Source organism: Ancylobacter sonchi (assembly GCF_018390695.1).
Lineage (GTDB): Bacteria > Pseudomonadota > Alphaproteobacteria > Rhizobiales > Xanthobacteraceae > Ancylobacter > Ancylobacter sonchi.
In genome coordinates, this window is sequence record NZ_JAHBGF010000019.1 from 16,852 (window position 1) to 38,755 (window position 21,904).

At 69.0% G+C, this 21,904-nt stretch carries 19 protein-coding genes; 5 read left to right on the forward strand and 14 right to left on the reverse strand.

Annotation, left to right across the window (positions count from 1 at the left end; translation table 11 throughout):
• Positions 1-7: 7 nt before the first annotated feature.
• On the reverse strand, positions 8-208 hold the full coding sequence (locus KHC28_RS10080; protein ID WP_214008224.1) for a hypothetical protein: 201 nt from the start codon (positions 206-208) through the stop codon (positions 8-10).
• Between the two features lie 446 nt (positions 209-654).
• Between KHC28_RS10080 and KHC28_RS10085 the strand changes: the two genes are divergently transcribed.
• The gene (locus tag KHC28_RS10085) at positions 655-1,458 is read left to right on the forward strand and encodes a MetQ/NlpA family ABC transporter substrate-binding protein (RefSeq protein WP_214008225.1); all 804 of its coding nucleotides are present in this window, start codon (positions 655-657) and stop codon (positions 1,456-1,458) included.
• Between the two features lie 84 nt (positions 1,459-1,542).
• Here the strand turns inward: KHC28_RS10085 and KHC28_RS10090 are convergent, their stop codons facing one another.
• Positions 1,543-2,571, reverse strand: a complete 1,029-nt coding sequence (locus KHC28_RS10090) for an aldo/keto reductase (protein WP_214008226.1) — start codon at positions 2,569-2,571, stop codon at positions 1,543-1,545.
• Positions 2,572-2,943: 372 nt separating this feature from the next.
• Between KHC28_RS10090 and KHC28_RS10095 the strand changes: the two genes are divergently transcribed.
• A complete protein-coding gene (locus KHC28_RS10095) occupies positions 2,944-4,104 on the forward strand; it encodes an efflux RND transporter periplasmic adaptor subunit (RefSeq protein ID WP_214008227.1) in 1,161 nt (386 codons plus the stop codon).
• 10 nt (positions 4,105-4,114) lie between these two features.
• Positions 4,115-7,237, forward strand: a complete 3,123-nt coding sequence (locus tag KHC28_RS10100; RefSeq protein WP_214008228.1) for a multidrug efflux RND transporter permease subunit — start codon at positions 4,115-4,117, stop codon at positions 7,235-7,237.
• A 24-nt stretch (positions 7,238-7,261) separates the two neighbouring features.
• Here KHC28_RS10100 and aptA read toward each other — a convergent pair whose 3' ends face one another.
• A complete protein-coding gene (gene aptA, locus KHC28_RS10105) occupies positions 7,262-8,542 on the reverse strand; it encodes an omega-aminotransferase AptA (RefSeq protein ID WP_214008330.1) in 1,281 nt (426 codons plus the stop codon).
• A gap of 183 nt (positions 8,543-8,725) precedes the next feature.
• Here aptA and KHC28_RS10110 point away from each other — a divergent pair, with 183 nt between their 5' ends.
• Positions 8,726-9,277 carry a cupin domain-containing protein gene (locus tag KHC28_RS10110; RefSeq protein WP_214008229.1) on the forward strand — a complete coding sequence of 184 codons (552 nt, stop codon included), beginning with the start codon at positions 8,726-8,728 and terminating at the stop codon, positions 9,275-9,277.
• 9 nt (positions 9,278-9,286) lie between these two features.
• Here the strand turns inward: KHC28_RS10110 and KHC28_RS10115 are convergent, their stop codons facing one another.
• The 11 genes from KHC28_RS10115 to osmF all read right to left on the reverse strand — a co-directional run bounded on the left by KHC28_RS10115 (position 9,287) and on the right by osmF (position 20,601).
• Complete coding sequence (locus tag KHC28_RS10115; protein WP_214008230.1) at positions 9,287-10,489, reverse strand: MFS transporter; 1,203 nt, start codon at positions 10,487-10,489, stop codon at positions 9,287-9,289.
• A gap of 5 nt (positions 10,490-10,494) precedes the next feature.
• The gene (locus KHC28_RS10120; RefSeq protein ID WP_214008231.1) at positions 10,495-11,301 is read right to left on the reverse strand and encodes an SDR family NAD(P)-dependent oxidoreductase; all 807 of its coding nucleotides are present in this window, start codon (positions 11,299-11,301) and stop codon (positions 10,495-10,497) included.
• The gene (locus KHC28_RS10125; protein ID WP_214008232.1) at positions 11,298-12,557 is read right to left on the reverse strand and encodes an aminotransferase class III-fold pyridoxal phosphate-dependent enzyme; all 1,260 of its coding nucleotides are present in this window, start codon (positions 12,555-12,557) and stop codon (positions 11,298-11,300) included. Before KHC28_RS10125 ends, KHC28_RS10120 begins: the two co-directional genes overlap by 4 nt.
• 30 nt (positions 12,558-12,587) lie before the next feature.
• Positions 12,588-13,874 carry a TRAP transporter large permease gene (locus KHC28_RS10130; protein WP_214008233.1) on the reverse strand — a complete coding sequence of 429 codons (1,287 nt, stop codon included), beginning with the start codon at positions 13,872-13,874 and terminating at the stop codon, positions 12,588-12,590.
• Positions 13,875-13,992: 118 nt separating this feature from the next.
• A complete protein-coding gene (locus KHC28_RS10135; RefSeq protein ID WP_312893154.1) occupies positions 13,993-14,472 on the reverse strand; it encodes a TRAP transporter small permease in 480 nt (159 codons plus the stop codon).
• Complete coding sequence (locus KHC28_RS10140; RefSeq protein ID WP_214008234.1) at positions 14,469-15,452, reverse strand: TRAP transporter substrate-binding protein; 984 nt, start codon at positions 15,450-15,452, stop codon at positions 14,469-14,471. The genes KHC28_RS10135 and KHC28_RS10140 overlap by 4 nt, the downstream gene beginning before the upstream one ends.
• A gap of 208 nt (positions 15,453-15,660) precedes the next feature.
• Complete coding sequence (locus KHC28_RS10145) at positions 15,661-16,605, reverse strand: LysR family transcriptional regulator (RefSeq protein WP_312893155.1); 945 nt, start codon at positions 16,603-16,605, stop codon at positions 15,661-15,663.
• A 150-nt stretch (positions 16,606-16,755) separates the two neighbouring features.
• Positions 16,756-17,523, reverse strand: a complete 768-nt coding sequence (locus KHC28_RS10150) for an ABC transporter permease (RefSeq protein ID WP_214008236.1) — start codon at positions 17,521-17,523, stop codon at positions 16,756-16,758.
• Complete coding sequence (locus KHC28_RS10155; protein ID WP_214008237.1) at positions 17,520-18,452, reverse strand: ABC transporter ATP-binding protein; 933 nt, start codon at positions 18,450-18,452, stop codon at positions 17,520-17,522. Before KHC28_RS10155 ends, KHC28_RS10150 begins: the two co-directional genes overlap by 4 nt.
• Entirely contained in the window at positions 18,449-19,681 is a 1,233-nt protein-coding gene (locus tag KHC28_RS27855; protein WP_214008238.1) for an ABC transporter permease, read from the reverse strand. The genes KHC28_RS10155 and KHC28_RS27855 overlap by 4 nt, the downstream gene beginning before the upstream one ends.
• The gene (osmF, locus tag KHC28_RS10165) at positions 19,678-20,601 is read right to left on the reverse strand and encodes a glycine betaine ABC transporter substrate-binding protein OsmF (RefSeq protein WP_214008239.1); all 924 of its coding nucleotides are present in this window, start codon (positions 20,599-20,601) and stop codon (positions 19,678-19,680) included. The genes KHC28_RS27855 and osmF overlap by 4 nt, the downstream gene beginning before the upstream one ends.
• 157 nt (positions 20,602-20,758) lie before the next feature.
• Here osmF and KHC28_RS10170 point away from each other — a divergent pair, with 157 nt between their 5' ends.
• Positions 20,759-21,652, forward strand: a complete 894-nt coding sequence (locus KHC28_RS10170) for a fatty acid desaturase (protein WP_214008240.1) — start codon at positions 20,759-20,761, stop codon at positions 21,650-21,652.
• The last annotated feature ends 252 nt before the right edge of the window (positions 21,653-21,904 follow it).

A 21,904-nucleotide genomic window follows, 5' to 3' on the forward strand; every position in this document is an offset into this window, starting at 1 on the left:
GGGCGGCTCAGGCGGCGCGGGACAGCGCCGGCGCGGAGCGGGCGAGCCGCCGGCGCTCGCGGTCAAGCTTCACGCGCACCAGGCCGGGGGTGAGCCCGTCGCGCCGCAGGATCAGGCCGACGAGCGGATCGGCGAGGATCTCGTCAAGGGTGGGTTCGGAAAGATTCAGCGGCGCCTCGGTGGCGCCCGACAGGGTTACGGAGCTCATGATGGATATCCCAATGGTCGGATCCCCGCGCGGCGGGCGATCCTGCAGTCTCGGCAAAGGGCGGAGAAGGGGGCCTCAGGCCCGTTTGGGACGTCGACAACATACGGTCATGGCTAGCTCCTCAAGCTGGTTGCCCGACCACGAAGTCGCTCCGTGGCGCTTTAGCATTGGTGACGCGGTGCAATCTGCCGGGTGTCAAATCCCGCGACCCGATGGGTTCGCCATCGGATGGCGGCTTATTTAGCACGCTGATGCAAGAAGTCAATCAAACTAATAGATTACTGGGTTTGCCGATGGTTTGGCGGCTTCTGCACAATCTGTGCGCAAGTCGCATAACAAATATGCATGGCTAGTATTCCATAAATTCAATAGACTATTTTCGTCCGTGCCGCCTTGCTGGGGCGACCGGCGCCGAGCGCGCCTCCCGCGATCCAGGAGTGACTGTCATGACCGCCCTTTCCCGCCGCTGGCTCGGCCTTGGCCTCGGTGCGACGCTGGCCGCCTTCGCCATCCTGCCCGCTCATGCCGCCGACAAGGTCAAGCTCGGCGTCATCGGCGGCGACGAGGAGGAGATCGCCGAAGTGGCGAAGAAGGTGGCGGCGAGGGACGGGCTCGACATCGAGGTCGTCACCTTCTCCGACTACACCCTGCCCAACGAGGCGCTGTCGCGCGGCGACCTCGACGCCAACGCCTTCCAGCACAAGCCCTATCTCGACGCGCAGATCGCCGCGCGCGGCTACAAGATCGTGCCGGCCGGCTTCACCATCGTCGAGCCGATCGGCTTCTATTCGGTGAAGGTCAAGGACTTCAAGAACCTGCCCGAGGGCGCGCAGATCGGCATTCCCAACGACCCGTCCAATGGCGGGCGGGCGCTGAACCTCTTGGCCGCCAACGGCCTGATCACGCTGGCGCCGGGCAAGGGGCTGCAGCCGACCGTGCTCGACGTCACCGGCAACCCGAAGAAGGTGAAGCTGCGCGAGCTCGACGCGGCGCTGCTGCCCAAGCAGATCGCCGATCTCGACGGCGCGGTGATCAACACCAACTACGCGCTCGGCGCCAAGCTCGACCCCCGCAAGGACGCGCTGATCCAGGAAAGCCGCACCGACAATCCCTATGGCAACTTCATCGCCGTGCGCGCCGGCGACGAGACCAAGCCGGCGGTGGCGAAGCTGGTGAAGGCCTATCAGTCGCAGGAGGTGAAGGACTTCCTGCTTACCCGCTTCAAGGGCGCCATCCTGCCGGCGTGGTGAGCCGGCAGGCGGGTAGCCGAGGAGCGCGCCCGATCCGGTTTTCCCGGGCCGGATCGGGTGCGTCTCTTGCTCGTGGGTCCCGCGTCAGCGCGGAATGGTGGGGCGGCGGTCCTGACGCTCGATCATCCAGCCGGGATATTCCGCCGGCAAGGCGCTGACCTCGTCGAGCGCCGCCAACTCCTCCGGCGTCAGCCGCAGCTCGGTAGCGGCGATGTTGTCGTCGAGCTGCTCGACCGAGCGGGCGCCGACGATGATCGACATCACGAAGCGCCTGGCCAGCACATAGGCCAGCGCCACCCGTGCCACCGAGACGCCGCGCGCTTCGGCGATGACCCGCATGGTATCGATGCAGTCGAAGGCGCGGCTGCGGTTCACCGGCGGGAAGTCGAAGGACACCCGTCGCGAACCCTGCGGGCCGTTGCCGTCGCGGTCGTATTTGCCGGACAAGAGGCCGCCGGCCAGCGGGCTCCACACCATCAGCCCGAGCTTCTCGGCCTCCAGCAGCGGCACGATCTCGCGCTCGAGGTCGCGGCCGGCGATGGTGTAGTAGGCCTGCAGCGTCACCGGCCGGACCCAGCCGTGGCGATCGGCGATGCCGAGCGCCTTCATGATCGTCCAGGCCGACCAGTTCGACAGCCCGACATAGCGGACATGGCCCTGGCGCACGAGGTCCTCCAGCGCCCGCATGGTCTCCTCGATGGGGGTCACGGGGTCGAGGCCGTGAATCTGGTAGAGGTCGATATAGTCGGTGCCGAGCCGCTTCAGGCTGGCCTTGACGCCGTCCATGATGTGGCCGCGCGAGGCGCCGCGGTCGTTCACCGCCGCGCCCATCTGCCCGAGCACCTTGGTGGCGAGCACGACGTCGCTGCGCGGCCGGCCGGAATTGCGCATCGCCCGGCCGGTGATCTCCTCCGACAGTCCCTCGGAATAGACGTCGGCGGTATCGATGAAGTTCACCCCCGCATCTAGGGCGCGCGCGACGATGCCGTCGGCCAGCTGCTGGTCGAGATCGCCGATGGCGGTCCAGATGCCGCCCTTGCCGCCGAAGGTCATGGTGCCGAGGCAGATCTCGGAGACCAGCAGGCCCGACGGGCCGAGCGTGTGGTAGCGCATGGGATGTACCTTTCGAGACGGACAGGTGCCCGGAACGGGGCGAGAGTGCGCGGGGTCGGCCGATGCCGGACGGGGCCGCGTGTGAAAATCATAGGCCGCCGGCGGGGCCGGCGCTTTCACGCCTGCATGATCGCGGGCCGCCATGGCAGTCGTGCCACAGCGATCTTCGAGCGATCCGAAGGGCTTGGAAGCGGGTCGCGCAAGCAGTCGCGCGAGACGGGCGTAGCTTACGTAACGTCCTGAAACTAAACAAGATTTAATTACCCCTGCGCGTGGTTGCGGAGCACAATGGCGCCGACAATGGAGCGCCAGCGGAGCGATATGATGGAGACTGCAACCAGGCCGCCTCGAAGAGGACGGCTTGCCGTCCCCTTGCTGATCGCGGCGGCGGTGCTCGGCGGAGGGGCCTATGCCTGGCGCGAGAGCCGGGTGAAGCCGACCGAACCGGCCCAGACAGCGGCCGCGCCGAGGACGCCGATGGTGCATGTCCATGTCGCCGCGGTGGAGCGGCGCGACGTGCCGGTGGTGCTGAACGGGCTCGGCACCGTGCAGGCCTCGCAGACGGTGAACATCCATGCGCGGGTCGACGGCACGCTGCAATCGGTGAACTTCACCGAGGGACAGAACGTGAAGGCCGGCGACGTGCTGGCTAAGCTCGACCCCCGGCTCGCCGAGGCCAGCCTCGATCAGGCGCAGGCCGCAAAGGCCAAGGACGAGGCCCAGCTGAAGGGCGCCGAGGCCGACCTCACCCGCTATTCGCAGCTGGTGCAGAAGGACTATGCCAGCCGGCAGTCGGTGGACCAGCAGCAGGCGACCGTCGACGGGCTGAAGGCCTCCATCGTCGCCGACCAGGCGGCGATCGAGACCGCGCAGACCAATCTCGACTACACCACCGTGACCGCCCCGGTCGACGGGCGGATGGGCATGCGCCAGCTCGACGCCGGCAACATCGTGCATTCCAGCGATTCGACGCCGATCGCGGTGCTGACGACGCTGAAGCCGATCTCGGTCATCTTTTCTCTGCCGGAAAAGGATCTCGACGCGGTGCAGCAGGCCGCCGCGCGCGGCCCGGTGACGGCGGTGGCGACGCGTGACGACGGCACCGTGCTCGGCACCGGCAAGCTGTCGGTGATCGACAACCAGATCGATGCCGCCACCGCGACGCTCAAGCTCAAGGCGGTGTTTCCCAATGAGGACGAGCGGCTGTGGCCGGGCGCCTTCGTGCATGTGAACCTCGCCGTCGACACGGTGAAGGACGCGCTCACCGTGCCGGTGGCGGCGGTGCAGCGCGGCCCGGACGGGCTGTTCGCCTGGGTGCTCGGCGCCGGCGACACCGCCACGGTGAAGCCGATCGAGACCGGGCGGGTCGCCGGCGGCGTCACCGTGGTGACAAGCGGGCTCGCCGATGGCGACCGCATCATCGTCGACGGCCAGTACCGGCTGCGTCCGAACGCCAAGGTCGCCATCATCGAGAGCAAGGGCGCCCCCGCCGAGCACCTCGCCGAGAGCGAGAGCGGCAAGGTCACCCAGTGAGGACCGCAGCGTGAACCTCTCGGCCCCCTTCATCGAACGCCCGATCGCCACCTCGCTGATGATGGCGGCGCTCGCCGTGCTCGGTGTGGTCGCCTATCCGCTGCTGCCGGTGGCGCCGCTGCCGCAGGTCGACTTCCCGACCGTGCAGGTCTCGGCCAGCCTGCCCGGCGCCAGCCCCGACACCATGGCCTCGGCGGTCGCCGCGCCGCTGGAGCGGCGCTTCGGCCAGATCGCCGGCCTCGACCAGATGACCTCGACCTCGACGCTGGGCTCGACCTCGATCACCCTGCAGTTCGACCTCTCCCGCAACATCGACGCGGCGGCGCAGGATGTGCAGGCGGCGATCACCGCGGCGCAGCGGCAATTGCCGGACGACCTGTCCTCGCCGCCGAGCTACCGCAAGGTCAATCCGGCCGATAGCCCGATCATGATCCTTGCCGCCCGCTCGGACACCATGCCGATGACGGCGGTGGACGATTTCGCCGACAATGTGCTGGCCCAGCGCCTCTCGCAGGTGCAGGGGGTGGCGCAGGTGGTCATCGGCGGCGAGCAGAAGCCGGCAGTGCGGGTGCAGCTCGATCCCGCCCGTCTCGCCGCCAGCGGCCTGACCTTCGAGGATGTGCGCGCCACGCTGTCCAATTCCACCGCTCTGGCGGCGAAGGGCACGATCAACAATGCGGTGCGCAGCTTCACCATCGCCGCCAACGACCAGCTGGTGAAGCCGGCCGACTATGACGACGTCATCCTCGCCTATCGCAACGGCGCGCCGATCCGCGTGCGCGACGTCGGCCATGCGGTGGAGGGGCCGGAGAACGTCAATGTCGCGGCCTGGAGCACCGACAAACGCGCGGTGGTGCTGCTGATCTTCAAGCAGCCGGGCGCCAACGTCATCGAGACCGTCGACGCCATCAAGGCGACGCTGCCCAAGCTCGACGGCATCATTCCCGCCGGCATCACCATCGACACCATCGTCGACCGCACCACCACCATCCGCGCTTCGGTGGAGGACGTGCAGTTCACCCTCGGGATCACCATCGCACTGGTGGTGCTGGTGATCCTTCTGTTCCTGCGCAACATAAGGGCGACGCTGATCCCGGCGGTGGTGGTGCCGATCTCGCTCGCCGGCTCGGCGGCGGTAATGTACGTGCTGGACTTCAGCCTCGACAACCTGTCGCTGATGGCGCTGACCATCGCGGTGGGCTTCGTGGTCGACGACGCCATCGTGGTGGTGGAGAACATCGTCCGCCACATGGAGGAGGGCGAGCCGGCCTTCCAGGCGGCGATGAAGGGCGCGCGGGAAATCGGCTTCACCGTGCTGTCGATCTCGATCTCGCTGGTGGCGGTGTTCATCCCGCTGCTCCTGATGGGCGGCATCGTCGGGCGGCTGTTCCGCGAGTTCGCGCTCACCGTCACCGCCGCCATCGCGGTGTCCGCTCTGGTGTCGCTGACGCTGACCCCGATGCTGTGCTCGCGCTTCCTCAAGGCGCCCTTGCACGAGCATGGGCGGCTCTACCGCTTCGTCGAGGCGGGCTTCGACGGCATCCTCGGTTTCTACGAGCGCACGCTGGCCGTCGCCCTGCGTTTCCGCTTCCTGACGCTGATGGTGTTCTTCGCCACCATCGCGCTCACCGGCTGGCTGTTCGTCGTGGTGCCGAAGGGCTTCTTCCCGACGCAGGACATCGGCGTCATCACCGGCCTGTCGGAAGCGGCGCAGGATGTCTCGCCGCAGGAGATGAAGCGGCTGCAGACCGCGCTGGGCGCGGTGATCGCCAAGGATCCGGCGGTGGCCGCCTTCGGTTCCATGCTCGGCGCCGGCGGCGCCAACACCACCAATACCGGGCGGTTCTTCATCGCGCTCAAGCCGCGCGAGGAGCGCGACGTCAATGCCCGGCAGGTGATCGACCGGCTGCGGCCGAAGCTGATGCAGGTCTCCGGCGCCAATGTCTTCCTGCAACCTTCGCAGGACATCAGCGTCGGCGGGCGCATCTCGCGCGCGCTGTACCAGTACACCCTGACCGACGTCGATCTCGACGAGCTGAACAACTGGGCGCCGAAGCTGCTGGCCCGGCTGCGCCAGCTGCCCGAGCTCACCGACGTCACCAGCGACCAGCAGGGCAGCGCGCCGCAGCTGAAGATCAGCATCGACCGCGACCGCGCCGCCCGCTTCGGCATCCAGCCGGAGCTGATCGACGCCACGCTGAACGACGCCTTCGGCCAGCGCCAGGCGACGCAGTACTTCACCCAGCTGGATTCCTACTCGGTGATCATCGAGGCGACGCCTGAGCAGCAGAAGCACATCGGCACGCTCGACCAGATCTATGTGAAGTCGCCGAGCTCCGGCGCGGCGATCCCGCTTTCCACCTTCGTGTCGATCGACGCCAATGCGGTGGGCTCGCTGTCGGTGTCGCACCAGGCGCAGTTCCCGGCGGTGACGCTGTCGTTCAACCTGAAGCAGGGCGTGTCGCTCGGCGAGGCGGTGGCGGCGATCAATGCCGCCTCGGCCGATCTCGGCGCACCCTCGACGATCACCGGCAGCTTCCAGGGCAGCGCGCAGGTGTTCCAGAGCGCCTTGGCCAGCGAACCCGCCCTGATCGCCGCCGCCTTGTTCGCGGTCTATGTCATCCTCGGCGTGCTCTATGAGAGCTACATCCACCCGCTGACCATCCTGTCGACGCTGCCCTCGGCGGGCATCGGCGCGCTGCTGGCGCTGTGGGCTGGTGGCTTCGACCTGTCGGTCATCGGCATCATCGGCATCATCCTGCTCATCGGCATCGTGAAGAAGAACGGCATCATGCTGGTCGACTTCGCCATCGCCGGCGAGCGCGAGCGAGGAATGACGGCGGAGGACGCGATTGCCGAGGCATGCCGGCTGCGCTTCCGGCCGATCCTGATGACGACGATGGCCGCGCTGCTGGCCGGCGTGCCGCTGATGCTGGGGACGGGTACCGGCTCGGAGCTGCGCCAGCCGCTCGGCTACGCCATGGTCGGTGGGCTGGCGCTCAGCCAGGTGCTGACGCTCTACACGACGCCGGTGGTCTACATCTATCTGGCGAAGCTGCAGCGCCGCTTCGCCAGGAAACCGCAGGCGGCGGCGCAGGTCGCGGCGAACATCAAGCCCACCCCCGCCGAATGAGCGGGAGCGGGCCGTGTCGCGTGCTTACGCGGCGCGCTTGAGCGCGTCGCCGAGCATCGAGGCGATGTCGTCGATGTGCTGGGTCTCGGCGATCAGCGGCGGCGACAGCGCGATGATGTCGCCGGTGACGCGGATCAGCAGGCCCTTCTCGAAGCAGTCGGTGAAGATGTCATAGGCGCGGGCGCCCGGCGCGCCCTCGCGCGAGGCGAGCTCGATGCCGGCGACGAGGCCGATGGTGCGGATGTCGACGACGTTGGGCAGGCCGCGCAGCGAATGCATCGCCTCTTCCCAGTGCGGGGCGAGCTCGGCCGCGCGGGTGAGCAGGCCTTCCTCGGCATAGATGTCCAGCGTGGCGATGCCGGCGGCGCAGGCCACCGGGTGGCCGGAATAGGTGTAGCCGTGGAACAGCTCGATGGCCGCCTCGGGTCCGGTCATCAGGCCGTCATGCACCTTGCGGCTGGCGAACACCGCCCCCATCGGGATAGTGCCGTTGGTGATGCCCTTGGCGGTGGTCACGAGGTCGGGCGTCACGCCGAAATAATCGGTGGCGAACGGCGCGCCGAGGCGACCGAAGCCGGTGATGACCTCGTCGAAGATCAACAGGATGCCGTGGCGGGTGGCGATCTCGCGCAAGCGCTCCAGATAGCCCTTGGGCGGCAGCAGCACGCCGGTGGAGCCGGCCATCGGCTCGACGATCACCGCGGCGATGGTCTCGGCGCCGTGCAGGGCGACGAGACGCTCAAGATCGTCGGCAAGCTTGGCGCCATGCGCGGGCAGGCCGCCCTTGGTGAAGGCGTTGCGCGCCGGATCATGGGTGTGGCGCAGATGGTCGGCGCCGGGCAGCAGCGGGAAGACGCGGCGGTTGTTGACGAGGCCGCCGACGGTGATGCCGCCGAAGCCGACGCCATGATAGCCGCGCTCGCGGCCGATGACCCGGGTGCGGGTGCCCTGGCCGATGGCGCGCTGATAGGCGATGGCGATCTTCAGCGCGGTGTCGACCGATTCCGAGCCGGAATTGGTGAAGAACACCCGGTCGAGCCCGCCGGGGGCGATGGCGGCCAGCCGCTCGGCGAAGTCGAAGGCGATGGGGTGGCCCATCTGGAAGGTCGGCGCGAAGTCGAGGGTGGAAAGCTGGCGCTGGACCGCCTCGGTGATCTGCCGCCGCCCGTGACCGGCATTGACACACCACAGCCCGGCGGTGCCGTCGAGCACCCGGCGCCCGTCGTCGCTGGTGTAGTACATGCCCTCGGCGGCCGCGAGCAGGCGCGGCGCGGCCTTGAACTGGCGGTTCGCCGTGAACGGCATCCAGAAGGCTTCGAGGGACGGGGTATTGGCGCGGATGTTCACGGAAGATCTCCTCTTGCGGAGGCCGACCTTGGCCACGATGGACAGCGCGGAACAAGTCCTTTTCTGGCGTGAGGTAAGCCGTTGATATATAATCGATCGTGTCGAAAGATTTGCGCTATTCGCAACGGGTGAAACACCGGCATGGTCGAGGACGATCTCGGAGGGCGGCTCCGCTATGTCCGTCAGCTGCACAAGCTGTCGCAGCGCGAGCTGGCCCGGCGGGCCGGCGTGACCAATTCGACCATCTCGCTGATCGAATCCAACACCAGCAACCCGTCGGTGGGGGCGCTGAAGCGCATCCTCGACGGCATCCCGATCAGCATGGCGGATTTCTTCGGGCTGACGCCGACATTGCCGAAGAAGGCATTCTACCGCGAGGACGAGCTGACCGAGATCGGCAAGGGCGCCATCTCGTTTCGCCAGGTCGGCGAAAGCGCCTTCGGCCGGGCGTTGCAGATCCTGAAGGAGTGCTACCAGCCCGGCGCCGATACCGGCGTCATTCCGCTGGTGCATGACGGCGAGGAGGGCGGCATCATCCTCTCAGGCCGGCTGGAGGTGACGGTGGACGGCGAGCGACGGGTGCTTGGACCGGGCGACGCCTATTATTTCGAGAGCCGGCGCCCGCACCGCTTCCGCTGCATCGGGCCGGTGCCGTGCGAGGTGGTAAGCGCCTGCACGCCGCCGACCTTCTGATCGGTCGCGCTAGGCCTCGCGCGGAGTGCGACAGAGCGCGACCATGCCGATGCCCGCCGCCGCGCAGACGGCGCAGAGGGCGAAGATGGCGGGATAGTCGAACCAGGCGAGCGCCAGCCCGGCCAGCGGCCCGGTGATGGCGAGCGCGAGGTCGAGGAACACCGTGTAGATGCCGAGCGCGCCGCCGCGGCTGGCCGCTGGCACCCGCTTCATCAGCTCGACGCCGAGCGAGGGGAACACCATGCCGAAGCCGAGGCCGGCCAACGCGCCGCCGATGAGCGCGGGCAGCGGCGCCGGGGCGAGCCAGATCAGCACCAGCCCAAGCGTCTCCAGCCCGAGGGCGATGGCGGCGACGCGAAAGCCGCCAATGCGGTCGATCTGGCCGCCGAACACCACTCGCGAACCGGCGAAGCACAGGCCGAACACCGAGACCAGCAGCGCGGCGCCGTCCCAGCCGGCGGCGATGAACATCAGCCCGCCAAAGCTCGCCACCGCGCCGAAGCCGATGGCGCCGAGCGTCAGCGCCGCGCCGAAGGGCAGCACCAGCGCCAGCGTGCGGCCGGCCTTCTCGCGCACCCCGGCGATCACCGGGGTCTCCGCGTGCAGCAGCGCGACCGCGAGGCCGAGGAGCGCCGCCAGCGTCGAGAGCAGCCCGACCGCCCACAGGCCACCCGCCCCGTAGGCTACCCCGCCGAGCGGCGCGCCGGCCGCGATGGCGCCATAGGCGGCGACCCCGCCCCAGGACATCACCTGCGCGGTATGGGCAGTGCCGACGCGGGCGATGTTCCAGGTGATGGTGCCGGTGCCGGAGCAGCTCTCGCCGAAGCCGAGCAGCAGCCGGCTCGCCACGATGGCGACATAGGCGAGCAGCGGTGTCGCCGACAGGAACGGCACGCCGGTGAGCAGCAGGCCGGCGAGCAGCGCCGAGACGAGGCCGTAGAGCACGGTGCGGCGGGCGCCGATGGCATCCGACATCCGCCCGGCGAGCGAGCGCGTCACCACGGTGGAGAGGAACTGGCTGCTGACCGACAGCCCGGCCAGCACCGGTCCGTAGCCGAGCTGGTGCATGACATAGGCCGGCAGGATCGCCAGCGGCACGCCGACGCCGAGATAGGTGCAGAAATTGACGAAGGAGATCGGCAGGATGCGCAGCAGCGCCGGCATCTGTCGGCCCGTCGGGGAAGGCGGCACGGCGAGGTCCTTGATCGGCATTCGGCTCAGGCCGAACGCGGCAGGCCGGGAATGCGGCCGAGGGCGGATTCGGTGTAGCCGCCATCCATGCAGATGTTCTGGCCGACAATGAAGCCCGCATCCGGGCCGAGCAGGAAGGCCACCGTGCCGGCGACGTCCTCCGCCTCGCCGACGCGCCCAAGCGGCACGATGCGGTTGCGCTCCGCCGCCACCTCCGGGTTGCGGTAGATCGCCTCGGTGAGCGTGGTGCGGATCATGCCGGGCGAGACGCTGTTCACCCGGATCCCGGCTGGCGCCCATTCCTGCCCGAGCTGGCGGCACAGCATGATCAGCGCCGCCTTGCTCGCCGAATAGGCGCCCATGCCGGGATGCGGCGCCATGCCGGAGGCCGAGGCCACCGCGACGAAGGCGCCGCGGCTGGCGGCGAGGTGCGGATAAGCCGCCTTGGCCATGAGCCACACCGAGCGGGCATTGACCGCGAACAGCCGGTCCCACTCGGCGGGGTCGAGCGTCGCCAGCGGCGCCGGGCCGGTTATGCCGGCATTGGCGACGACGCCGTCGAGCCCGCCGCAGAACGCCGAGGCTTCGGCGACCAGCCGCTCTGGCACCAGGGCGTCGGCGAGGTCGCCGGCGAGGGTGGTGACCTCGGCGCCGAGGCCACGGAGTTCGGCGGCGACCCCGGCGAGAGCCTCGCCGGTGGAGCGGCCGGCGATGGCGATGCGCAGCCGCGCGCCATGCTGGCGCCCGAGCTTGAGCGCGATGGCCGCGCCGATGCCGCGGCTGGCACCGGTCACCAGCAGGCGGACCGGCGCCTCCTCGCTGGTGGGGCTCATCCCTTGAAGCCCGAGGCGGCGAGCGCGCGGGCGGCGGCGCGGAAGGCCTGCACGGTCACCTCCATCTCGCTGTCGCCATGGGCGAACGAGATGAAGTAGCGCCCCCAGGGGGAGGGCAGGCCGACCACGCCGTGCCGGCGCAGCGTGTCGCTCACCAGCCGGGTCGCTTCCGGCCGTACCTTGGTGCGTGCCTCGTCGTAGTTGCGCGGCATGCGATCGGTGAACCACAGCGAGAACACGCTGTCGAAGCCGGTGGTGATGGTGGTGATGCCCTCGGCGGTGAAGGCCTCGACTGCCGCGCGCCGCAGCGCCGCGCCCCAGTCGAACAGGCGGGTGTAGTGGCTCTCGTCTTCCAGCAGTTTCATCGTCGCCAGCACCGCCGAGGCGACCAGCGGATTGCCGTGATAGGTGCCGAAGCAAGGAACCGTGCCGTTTTCCACCACTTCGAAGGCCTTGGGCGTGCCGAGCACGGCGGCGACCGGCACGCCGCTGCCGATGGCCTTGCCGAGGGTGACGAGATCCGGGGTCAGGCCGAGTTCCTCCGACACCAGCTTCACGCCGCGCCTGAGGCCCACCATCACCTCGTCGGCGATGATCAGCGTGCCGTTTTCCTGCGCCCGCTTGCTCAGGTGCTCGAAGAAGGCGCGCTCGGGGACGAGGCAGCCGGTATTGCCGAGCATCGGCTCGACGAGGATGGCGGCGAGATCGTCGCCCATCTCGTCGAAAAGCTGATCGATATCATCGACTTCGTTGACCCGGAACAGCGTGGTGCCTTCCTTGACCGGGCGCTCATTGGTGCGCTCGGCTTCAGTGGATTCCACCAAGCCGAAGCGGATCGGGTCGAACCAGCCGTCATAGCCGCCCACCGCCTTGGCGATCAGCCGCCTTCCAGTGGCGGCGCGGGCGATGCGGCAGGCGAGGTGGACCGCCTCGGTGCCGGTGGTGGCAAAGGTGGCGCGGGTGACGCGCTCGCCGCCGATGCGAACCAGCGCCTTGCCAGCCAACTCCTCGATATCGTTGGAGAATCCCGGCATCGGGCCATTGTGGAGCGCCTTGACGCAGGCCTCCATCACGTCGGGATGGCCGTGGCCGATCAGGGTGGCGCCCATCGCCATGCCGTAATCGACGAAGCTGTTGCCCTCCGTATCGATGAGCCGCGCGCCGTGGCTGCGGGACACCGTGAAGCCCTTGCCGTCGAGCAGCGGCAATTTGCGGGCGCTGCTCGAGACGCCGAACGGCACCGTCAGTGCGTCCATGTCATTTACTCCAGTGATATCAGAGGCTTGTCAGAAGCCGAGAAGCTTGGGCAGCCATTCGGTGGTGGCCGGAACGAAGGCGACGACCAGAAGGCAGATGTTGCTGCTGATGAAGAAGGGGATCAGCCGCCGTGTGACCGGGTTCACCCCGATCTTGGCGATGTTGCAGACCACGAAGATGTTGGTGCCCACCGGCGGGGTGAAGAGCCCGATACCGCCGGAGATCACGAAGATCAGTCCGAGCTGGTAGGGCTGCAGGCCGACTTCGAGGCCGATGGGGTGGACGATGGGAGCAAGGATGATCAGCGTCGGGCCGAGATCGGCCCAGGTGCCGACGAAGGTGAGCAGCAGGATGATCAGCAGCGTGGTGACGACATAGCCGGCGCCGAGGTCGTGCAGCAGGCCGGCCGTCCATTGCGGCACCTCCTCGACGGTGAGGATCCAGGAGAAGGGCACCGACACCGCCATGATGATCATGATGGCGCCGGTCATCTTCACCGTCTCGTCGCCGACCTTCCACAATTTGCCCCAGCTGATCTCGCGATAGAGCAGGCCGCCGACCACCAGCGCCCACACCACCGCCACGAAGGCGGCTTCGGTCGGGGTGACGATGCCGGTGAGCATGGAGCCGAGCACGCCGACCGGCATCAGCACCGCCGGCAGGGCACGGAACAGGTGCCTGGAGAAGGAGGCGATGGTCGGCGTGGTCTCCGACTTGGGGAAGTTCTCCCGCACCCCGACCCAGTAGGCGGTGAGCATGAAGGTGACGGTGAGCATCAGCCCGGGGATGATGCCGGCGGCGAACAGCCCGCCGATCGAGGTGTTGGTGATGACGCCGTACATGATCATCACCACGCTGGGCGGGATGATGATGCCGAGCGTGCCGGCCGCCGCCGTCACCGCGGCGGAGAAGTCCTTCGGGTAGCCGCGCTCGGTCATGGCGGGGATCATCACCGAGCCGACGGCGCCGGTGTCGGCGGTGGCCGAGCCGGTGATGCCGCCATAGACCATGCAGGTCGCGACGTTGACGAGGCCGAGTCCGCCGCGGATGCGACCGAACACGTCGTCGCACAGATTGATGATGCGCCGCGTCAGCCCGCCCTCGTTCATGATGCCGCCGGCGACGAGGAACAGCGGAATAGCGGCCAGAGCGATGGAATTGGCGCCGTTGAACACCTGCTGGGCGAACCAGGCCGGCGGCAGCGGTACCAGGCCGACCGTGATGACGACCAGCGCCGACATGGCGATCGACCAGGCGACCGGCACGCCGGAATACAGCGTGAGCGCGAACACGCCGAAGAGAACGAGGAGGGTCATGCGGATCTTTCGGCGTCTGGATCGCTTCCGCTTTTCATGGAAACGCGGAAACGATCCAGATCTCTGAGTTTACACATTTTCTTCAGGCGAACCGGAATCCACGTCGCTCGAAAAGGCCCTAGCGCAGGATTCGGAACAGGCGCAGCAGCGCGATGGCGCCAAGGCCGACGCCCATGAAGATGACGATGCCCTGCATGGTCCAGGAAGGGATGCGCATGACCGGCGTCGGCATGTAGCCGGTGCGCCCGAGCATCGCATAGCCGCTGCGGATGAGCGCGGCGGAGACCAGGAGCAGCACCAGCGCGTGATAGGTGCGGAAGAACGGCCCGCGGTCGCTGCTGGTGCCGTCCACCGAGACGTTCTCGCCGACCACCTCGGCCAGCACGGTGCCGACCGCGATGATCCAGAGGAACATGATCGACAGCATCTCGAACGACCAGGTGACGCCCTGGATGTGGAAATAGCGGCCGACCACGCCGAGGCCGGTGGAGACCAGCAGCACGAGGAGCGCGAGCATCCCGGCCCAGGTCAGGCCGAGATGCACGGCGCGGCCGAACCGGGCGAGCCCGGTTCGAGCCGGCACGGCGGGGGCGCTCACGCCTTGGCCGCCGCGTCGCGCACCGACTTCACGAGATCGGCGCCGTATTCCTTCGAGAAGGTCTCGTAGACCGGGCCGACCATGGCGGCGAAGGGCGCGGTGTCGACGGCGTTCACCTGAAGCCCCTTCTCCTTCAGCTTGGCGATGACGCCGGCATAGGAGTCCGCGATGGCGGTGCGGTACCAGCCCTGCGTCGCGGTGGCGGCGTCGGTGACCGCCTTGCGCTCAGTGGGGGACAGGCTGTCGAGCTTGGCCTTGTTGGCGTACCACCAGTTGGCCATCCACATGTAGTTGGACAGCGACAGGTACTTCTGCGCCTCGTACCACTTGGCATCGTAGAAATCGCGCAGCTCCGGCTCGGCACCGTCGACCACGCCGCTCTGCAGGGAGGTGTAGACCTCGCCATAGGGAATGGCCTGCGGCAGCGCGCCCAGCGTCTTGATGGTCTCGATGGCGACCGGGATCGGCGGGGTGCGCATCTTCAGCCCGGCCATGTCCGCCGGCTTCTCGATGGGGTGCTTCGAATTGGTGAAGCTGCGGAAGCCGGAATCCAGCGCGCCGATGATCTCGTAGCCCTTCGGCGGGGCCATGGCGTAGATTTCCTTGCCGACCGGGCCGTCGAGGACGGTGTGGACCTTGGCGAAGCTGTCGAACAGGAAGGGCAGCGACACCACGCTCATGCGCGGGTCGATGGCGTCGATGACGCCGCCGAGGCCCATGTCGATCGAGCCGTCGCCGACCTGCTCGCAGACCGGGCCCTCGTCGCCCAGCAGGCCGTTGGCGAAGATTGTCACCTTCACGCTGCCGCCGGTCGACTTCTCGACATCGGCCTTGAACTTCACGAGAGCCTGCTGGATGAGGCTGTCCTCGGGCGAGGAATGCGCCACCTTCAGCGTGGTGGCGGCCGAAGCGCGCCCGGTAATCGCGAAGGTGGAGGCGGCGGCGACGCCGGCAATGAAAGTCCTGCGGTCAATGCGCATAGTCGTCTCCAAATGTCTCACCCGTCAAAATCAGATGAATCCTCGGAGTTCCTGCCCTCATGTCGTTCTATGCGAGAGATGCATCCTTCAGCGGCATGGAATACCGCTTGGGCGCGCTCTCGATGACGAGTTGGTGACACTGTGGTCCTGCGGCGCCCGCAGCGTCAATTGCCGAGGGGCGGGGGCGGGCCAACAAGTTCTTATGGTTTCATAAGCCCGCTTTATTCGTGGCGGCGACAAGAGGGGCGGCGAGCGCCGGCTCCGGCGTCTCGATCCAGCTGACGGCGCCGACGCCGGGCTCGTAGGGCCGGGCGAATTCGCGGCGCAGGAAGGCGGCGAGCCGGCGGGCGGCGAGGCGCTCGCTGCGGCTGACCAGCAGCACCAGCGGCAGCGCCGGCAAAGCGGGCAGGCCGTCTTCCTCGCCGAGACAGCGCCAGCCGGCCGGCACCGCCGATTCCGGCAGCACGGTGAGCATGTTGCCGGAGGCGACGGCGAGATGGATGCCGCTGACATGCGAGGAGGTGTGGGCGAGCCGCCAGGGGCGGCCAGCGCGGTCCAGCGTGGCGAAGACGCGCGGCCGGGCCGAGCAGTCGTCGGAGAACATGGCGAGGCGCAGCACGTCCTCGTGCTCGGGATGGCCGTTCGGGCCCGTGCACCAGACCTGCCGCTCATAGCGGAACACCTGATCCGGCGGGTCCTCCGGCCCCTGGGTGACGATGGCGACGTCGAGTTCGCCATTGTTCATCATCAGCCGCAGCTTGCGCGAGAAGTCGCAGGAAAGGTCGATATAGACGGCGCGGTTCTGCGGGCTGAAGCGGTGCAGCAGCGCCTCGCCGATCGAGCCCATGAAATCGTCGGGCATGCCGAGGCGCACCCGGCTCTCGGTCACCCGGTCGGCGACGGCGGCGAGCGCCTCGGCCTCGATCGACTGGATCTGCCGGGCATAGCCGATCAGGCATTCGCCGGTGACGGTGGCGGTGACGCGGCGATGGCCACGCTCGAACAGCTTCTTGCCGAGCCGCTCCTCCAGCCGCGCGACCGACATGCTGACCGCTGCCTGCGTCTTGCCGAGATGCTCGGCAGCGGCGGTGAAGCTGCCGAAATCGGCGACGGCGATCAGCGCGGCCAGCGCGTCGCTCTCGAAATGGCGCACGTCCATCCTCTCCCGCTGCGGCCCCGTTTTACGGGAGCCCCTGTCCGGGAGCGGAGAGTAGCGCGGCGCCGGGGGCGCCTTAAGATCGAATTAACCGCATTTTTCCGGTGAATATGGCGCTACATTAGGCACGTCGTCGGTATGCCCGGTTCAGTGCAGCGCCCGCTCCAGCTCGTCGAACCACAGATCGGTGGCGACCGCGAACAGCCCGACCAGCAGGGCGCCCTGTAGCACATAGGCGGGGTTGGAGCCGGACAGGCCCTCGATGATCGGCGAGCCGAGGGTGAGAGCGCCGACGGTGGAGCCGATGGTGGCGGTGCCGATATTGAGGATCACCGAGGTGCGGATGCCGGACAGGATCACCGGCGCGGCGAGCGGCAGCTCGACCTTGACCAGCCGCCCGGCCGGCGACAGGCCGATGCCGTCCGCCGCCTGCACCGGCGCGGCGGGCACCGCGCCGAGCCCGGCGATGGTGGCGCTGACCACCGGCAGCAGGCCGTAGACGATCAGCGCGATGACGGTGGGCGCGCCGCCATAGCCGATGGCCGGCACCGCCAGCGCCAGCACGGCGGTGGGCGGGAAGGTCTGGCCGACCGCGGTCAGCGTGTCGACCGGGCCAGCGAAGTCGCGCCCGGCCGGGCGGGTGACGAAGATGCCGATGGCGATGCCGAGGCTCACCACCACCAGGCTGGCGAGGCCGACCAGCCCGGCATGGGACAAAGCGAGGTCGAGGAAGCTGGCGCGGGTATAGAGCGGGCGCGGCAGCTCCGGGAACAGCGCGTGGAACAGCGGGGCGCTATAGGGCAGCAGCGCGAGCGCGGCGACGAAGGCAAGGCTCGCCCACACCGCCGGGCGGGCGGCGAGGCGGGCGAGGGCGCCGGCGGGTGGGCGGTCGCTGGCGATGTCGGGGGCGCTCATGACGTCACCACGTCGGCGAGCGAGAGCGTGCCGCGCCGTCCCGCCGCGCGGTCGAGCACCGGCAGCCGGTCGATGCCTCCAGCCACCATCTGCGCCAGCGCCGCGTCCAGCATGGCGTCGGCGGCGATGGGCTCGCGCGCATCTCCGTGATCGACCGTGTAGTCGGTGCGCTCGCCGACCGGCGTCACCTGCAGGAGGCGCAGGCCACGGCGCGGGCCGCCGACGAAGGCCTCGACGAAGCTGTTGGCCGGGTGGGCGAGCAATTCGCGCGGCGTGCCCTGCTGGATCAGCCGGCCGCCGTCGAGCACGGCGATGCGCGAGGCGAGGCGGATCGCCTCGTCGATGTCGTGGGTGACGATCACCACCGTCTTGCCGGTGCGGGCCTGGATGTCGATGAGCGCGCCCTGCAGGCCGTCGCGCGTCACCGGGTCGAGGGCGCCGAACGGCTCGTCCATCAGCAAAAGGTCGGGATCGGCAGCGAGCGCGCGGGCGACGCCGACGCGCTGCTGCTGGCCGCCGGACAGCTGGTGCGGCCGGCGGTGGCGGTACAGCGCCGGATCGAGGCCGACGAGGTCGAGCAATTCGTCGACGCGGGCCGCGATGCGCGCGGGCGTCCAGCCGAGCAGCTCCGGCACGGTGGAGATGTTGCGGGCGATGCTCCAGTGCGGGAATAGGCCGATCGACTGGATGACGTAGCCGATGCGCCGGCGCAGCGCGACGGGCGGCAGGCTGGCGGCGTCGGTGCCCTCGATCAGCACGCGCCCGCCATCGGGCTCGATGAGCCGGTTGATGAGGCGCAGCGTCGTCGACTTGCCGCAGCCGGAGGCGCCGACCAGCGCGCAGATCGAGCCGGTCGGCACGGTGAGCGAGAGCTGGTCGACCGCGACGGTCGGTCCGTAGCGCTTGGTGAGGCGGTCGAGCACGATCATGGACGCTCTCCGGTGGCGAGCAGCGCGCCGAGGCTGCGAAGTACGAGGTCGAAGACGAGGGCCAGCGCGATGGCCGACAGCGCACCGAGCAGGATGAGGTCGGTGGCGGTCTGGCCGAGGCCCTGGAAGATGAACACGCCGAGCCCGCCGGCGCCGATCAGCGCCGCCACCACGGCGAGGCCGGTGAGCTGCACCACAACAACCCTGAGCGCCGCGACGAGGATCGGCAAAGCGAGCGGGATGGAGACGCGGCGCAGGATCTGCCGCTCGTCGAGCCCCATGCCGCGCGCGGCGTCGATGACGGCGGGCGGCACCGAGGCGAGGCCGGTGAAGGCGCCGCGCGCCACCGGCAGCAGGCCGTAGAGGGTGAGCGCGATCACCGCCGGCGCGGCGCCGATGCCGCCGACGCCGAATGCGCGCAACCCCGGAAACGCCCCCGACAGCGCCGAGAGCGGCCCGATCAGCAGGCCGAAAATGGCGATGGAGGGAATGGTCTGGATGAGGTTCAGCACCGCGAAGAGCGGCTTGCGCCAGGCCGGCCGGCGCAGCGCGAGAAGGCCGAGCCCGGTGCCGATCGGCAGCGCGGCAGCGAGCGCACCGCCGACCAGAGCGAGGTGGCGCAGCATCTCGGCGCCATAGGCGGCGCGGCGATTGGCGAACTCGCGTGCCAGCGACAGATCGGCCAGCGCGCCGGAGGCGGCGAGGGCGAGGAGCGCGCCGACCACCGCCGCGGCGATGGCCGACTGCGCCAGCGGGTGCGGCGCGAGCCGGCCCACCGCGTCGGCGAGCGCGAAGGCGGCGCCGGCGGCGACGATCCAGAAGGCGGCGCCGAGCGAGGTGCGCGCCACCGGCCCGCTCGCGGCGGCGACGAGGCCGGCCGCATGGGCGGCGGCGGCGAGGCTGGCGACGAGCAGCGCGCCAGCGAGCACGGCGATGAGCCGGTCGCGCCAGACGCCGGAGCGGATGAGTGCCGACGCGCCGAGTGCCACCACCAGGGCGGCGACCAGCGCGGCGACGCCCGGCTCCACCGCCGCCCACAGCGCCAGCGGCTTGCCGCTGACGATGCGGTTCGGCGCCACTGAGACGAAGCCGAGGCTGCCCAGCGCCACCACCATGCCGGTGACGATCAGCACCAGCAGCGGGTTGGCGCGGGGGACGCCGGCACGGGGCCGGGCGGGCGCGGCGGCTTCCGGCGCCGGAGCGACGACCGCCTCGCCCGCGAGGCTCACTTCAGCAGTCCCTTGCCGGTGAGCCACTCCTTGGCGACGGCGCGGGCGTCCTGGCCCTCGATCTGCACCTTGGCGTTGAGGCCCTGCAGGGTTTCCAGCGTCAGCGCCGAGAAGGCCGGGGCCAGCACGGTGGCGATCTCGGGATGCGCCTCCAGCACCGCCGCGCGTACCACCGGCGCCGGCTCGTAGACCGCCTGCACGCCCTTGGTGTCGGCGAGCACCTTGAGGCCGAGCGCGGCGATGCCGCCATCGGTGCCGTAGACCATGGCGGCGTTGACGCCGGAGGTGCCCTCGGCCGCCGCCTTGATGGTGGCGGCGGTATCGCCACCCGACAGCACCAGCAGCTGGTCCTGCCCGAGCTTGAAGCCATAGGCGCTCTGGAAGGCGGGCAGCGCCGCCGCGCTCTCGACGAACTCGGCCGAGCCGGCGAGCTTCACCTTGCCGCCGCCGGCGACCCATTTGCCGAAGTCGTCGAGCGTCGCGAGATTATTGGCCTTGGCGACGTCGCCGCGCACGGCGATGGCCCAGGTGTTGTTGGCCGGGGCCGGCTGGAGCCAGACGACCTTGTTGGCGGCGTCCAGCTGCTTGGCCTTGGCATAGGCGGTGTCGGCCTTCTTCCACGCCGGGTCGGCGTCGACGTTGAAGAAGAAGCCGGCATTGCCGGTATATTCCGGGTAGATGTCGACCTCGCCCTCCAGCAGCGCGGTGCGCACGATCTTGGTCGGGCCGAGCGAGATGCGCTCCTTGACGTCGAGCCCTTTCTGCTCCAGCAGCAGCGCGATGATGTTGCCAAGCACCGCACCTTCGGTGTCGATCTTGGAGGCGACGGTGACGCTGTCGGCGGCAGAGGCCGCGACGGGCGCAGCAAGGCCGAGGCCGGCGACGAGCGCGGCGGCGGCGATAAGGCGGCGAAGGCTCATCGTAGTGCTCCCCTCATGCGCACCGGCCTACCGGTCCGCGGATCCGCTAGACATATCACTAGTAAATTTATAGACAATATGTACTGATAGTCTTCCCTACTGGCATACAATTCGCTTGCCAGTCCTGATGTTCCCTTCCTCTCCGGTCCTTCCTTCCATGCCGCACTCTCCCCGCCTCGAATGGCCGACCATAGGCCTTGCCGTGCTCATTTATGGCAGCTGGCTTGCCCTGACCTGGTGGTGGGAGGCGGTGCCGTTCCTTGCGCTCTGCGCCGTCGGCGGCTGGCTGATCGCCTGGCAGGGATCGTTGCAGCACGAGGTGATGCACGGGCATCCCACGCGCTCGCGGCGCATCAACGACGCGGTCGGCTGGCCGCCGCTGTCGCTGTGGCTGCCCTATCCGATCTACCGCTCCTCGCATCTGCGCCACCATCGCGACGAGCACCTCACCGATCCCATCGAGGATCCGGAATCGGTGTATCTGCGCCAGACCGACTGGGACCGGCTCGGCGGCCTCACCCGGCTGGTGCTGCGGTTCAACATGACGCTGGTCGGGCGCCTGACCCTCGGGCCGCTCATCATGATCGGCGGCTTCCTGTGGACCGAGGCCGGCGCCGTGTGGCGCGGCGAGGGCAAGGCGCGGCCGGTCTGGGCGCGGCACGCGCTGGGCGTCGCCGCCGTGCTGGTCTGGGTGGTCGGCGTGTGCGGCATGCCGCTGGCGACCTATCTGTTCGCCTTCGTCTATGTCGGCGCGGCGCTGACCCGGCTGCGCTCCTTCGCCGAGCACCGCTTCGCCGAGGAGCATGAGGAGCGCACCGCCATCGTCGAGAAGGGCGGCCTGCTCGGCCTGCTCTACCTCAACAACAATCTGCATGTGCTGCATCACCTGCGTCCGCACGTGCCGTGGTACCGGCTGCCGGCGCTCTATCGCGACGAGCGCGAAGATTTGGTCGAGCGCAATGGCGGGCTGGTCTATGCCGGCTATCTCGACGTGGCGCGCCGCTTCCTGGTGCGCGCGCATGACGATCCGCGGCACCCCAAGGCGAGCTGAGCCGACACAAACAAAAACGGGTGACGACCGGAAAAGCCGTCACCCGCGAGGCGGGAGGGAACGGGGCGGGAGGACACGCAAGACCTCGTCGCCGTCGCCCATGACAATGCCGCACCGGCGGTCCGGTTGCTTTCAAGATCGCCGGTTTTCAGATCGCCGCCCGCGCCGTGGCTCCACCCGGCGCCTTCCGACCCTCGTCGGCCGCCGTCGGGTACTTGCAGCCGCCTCCTGCCATGCCCTTTCACTATGTCC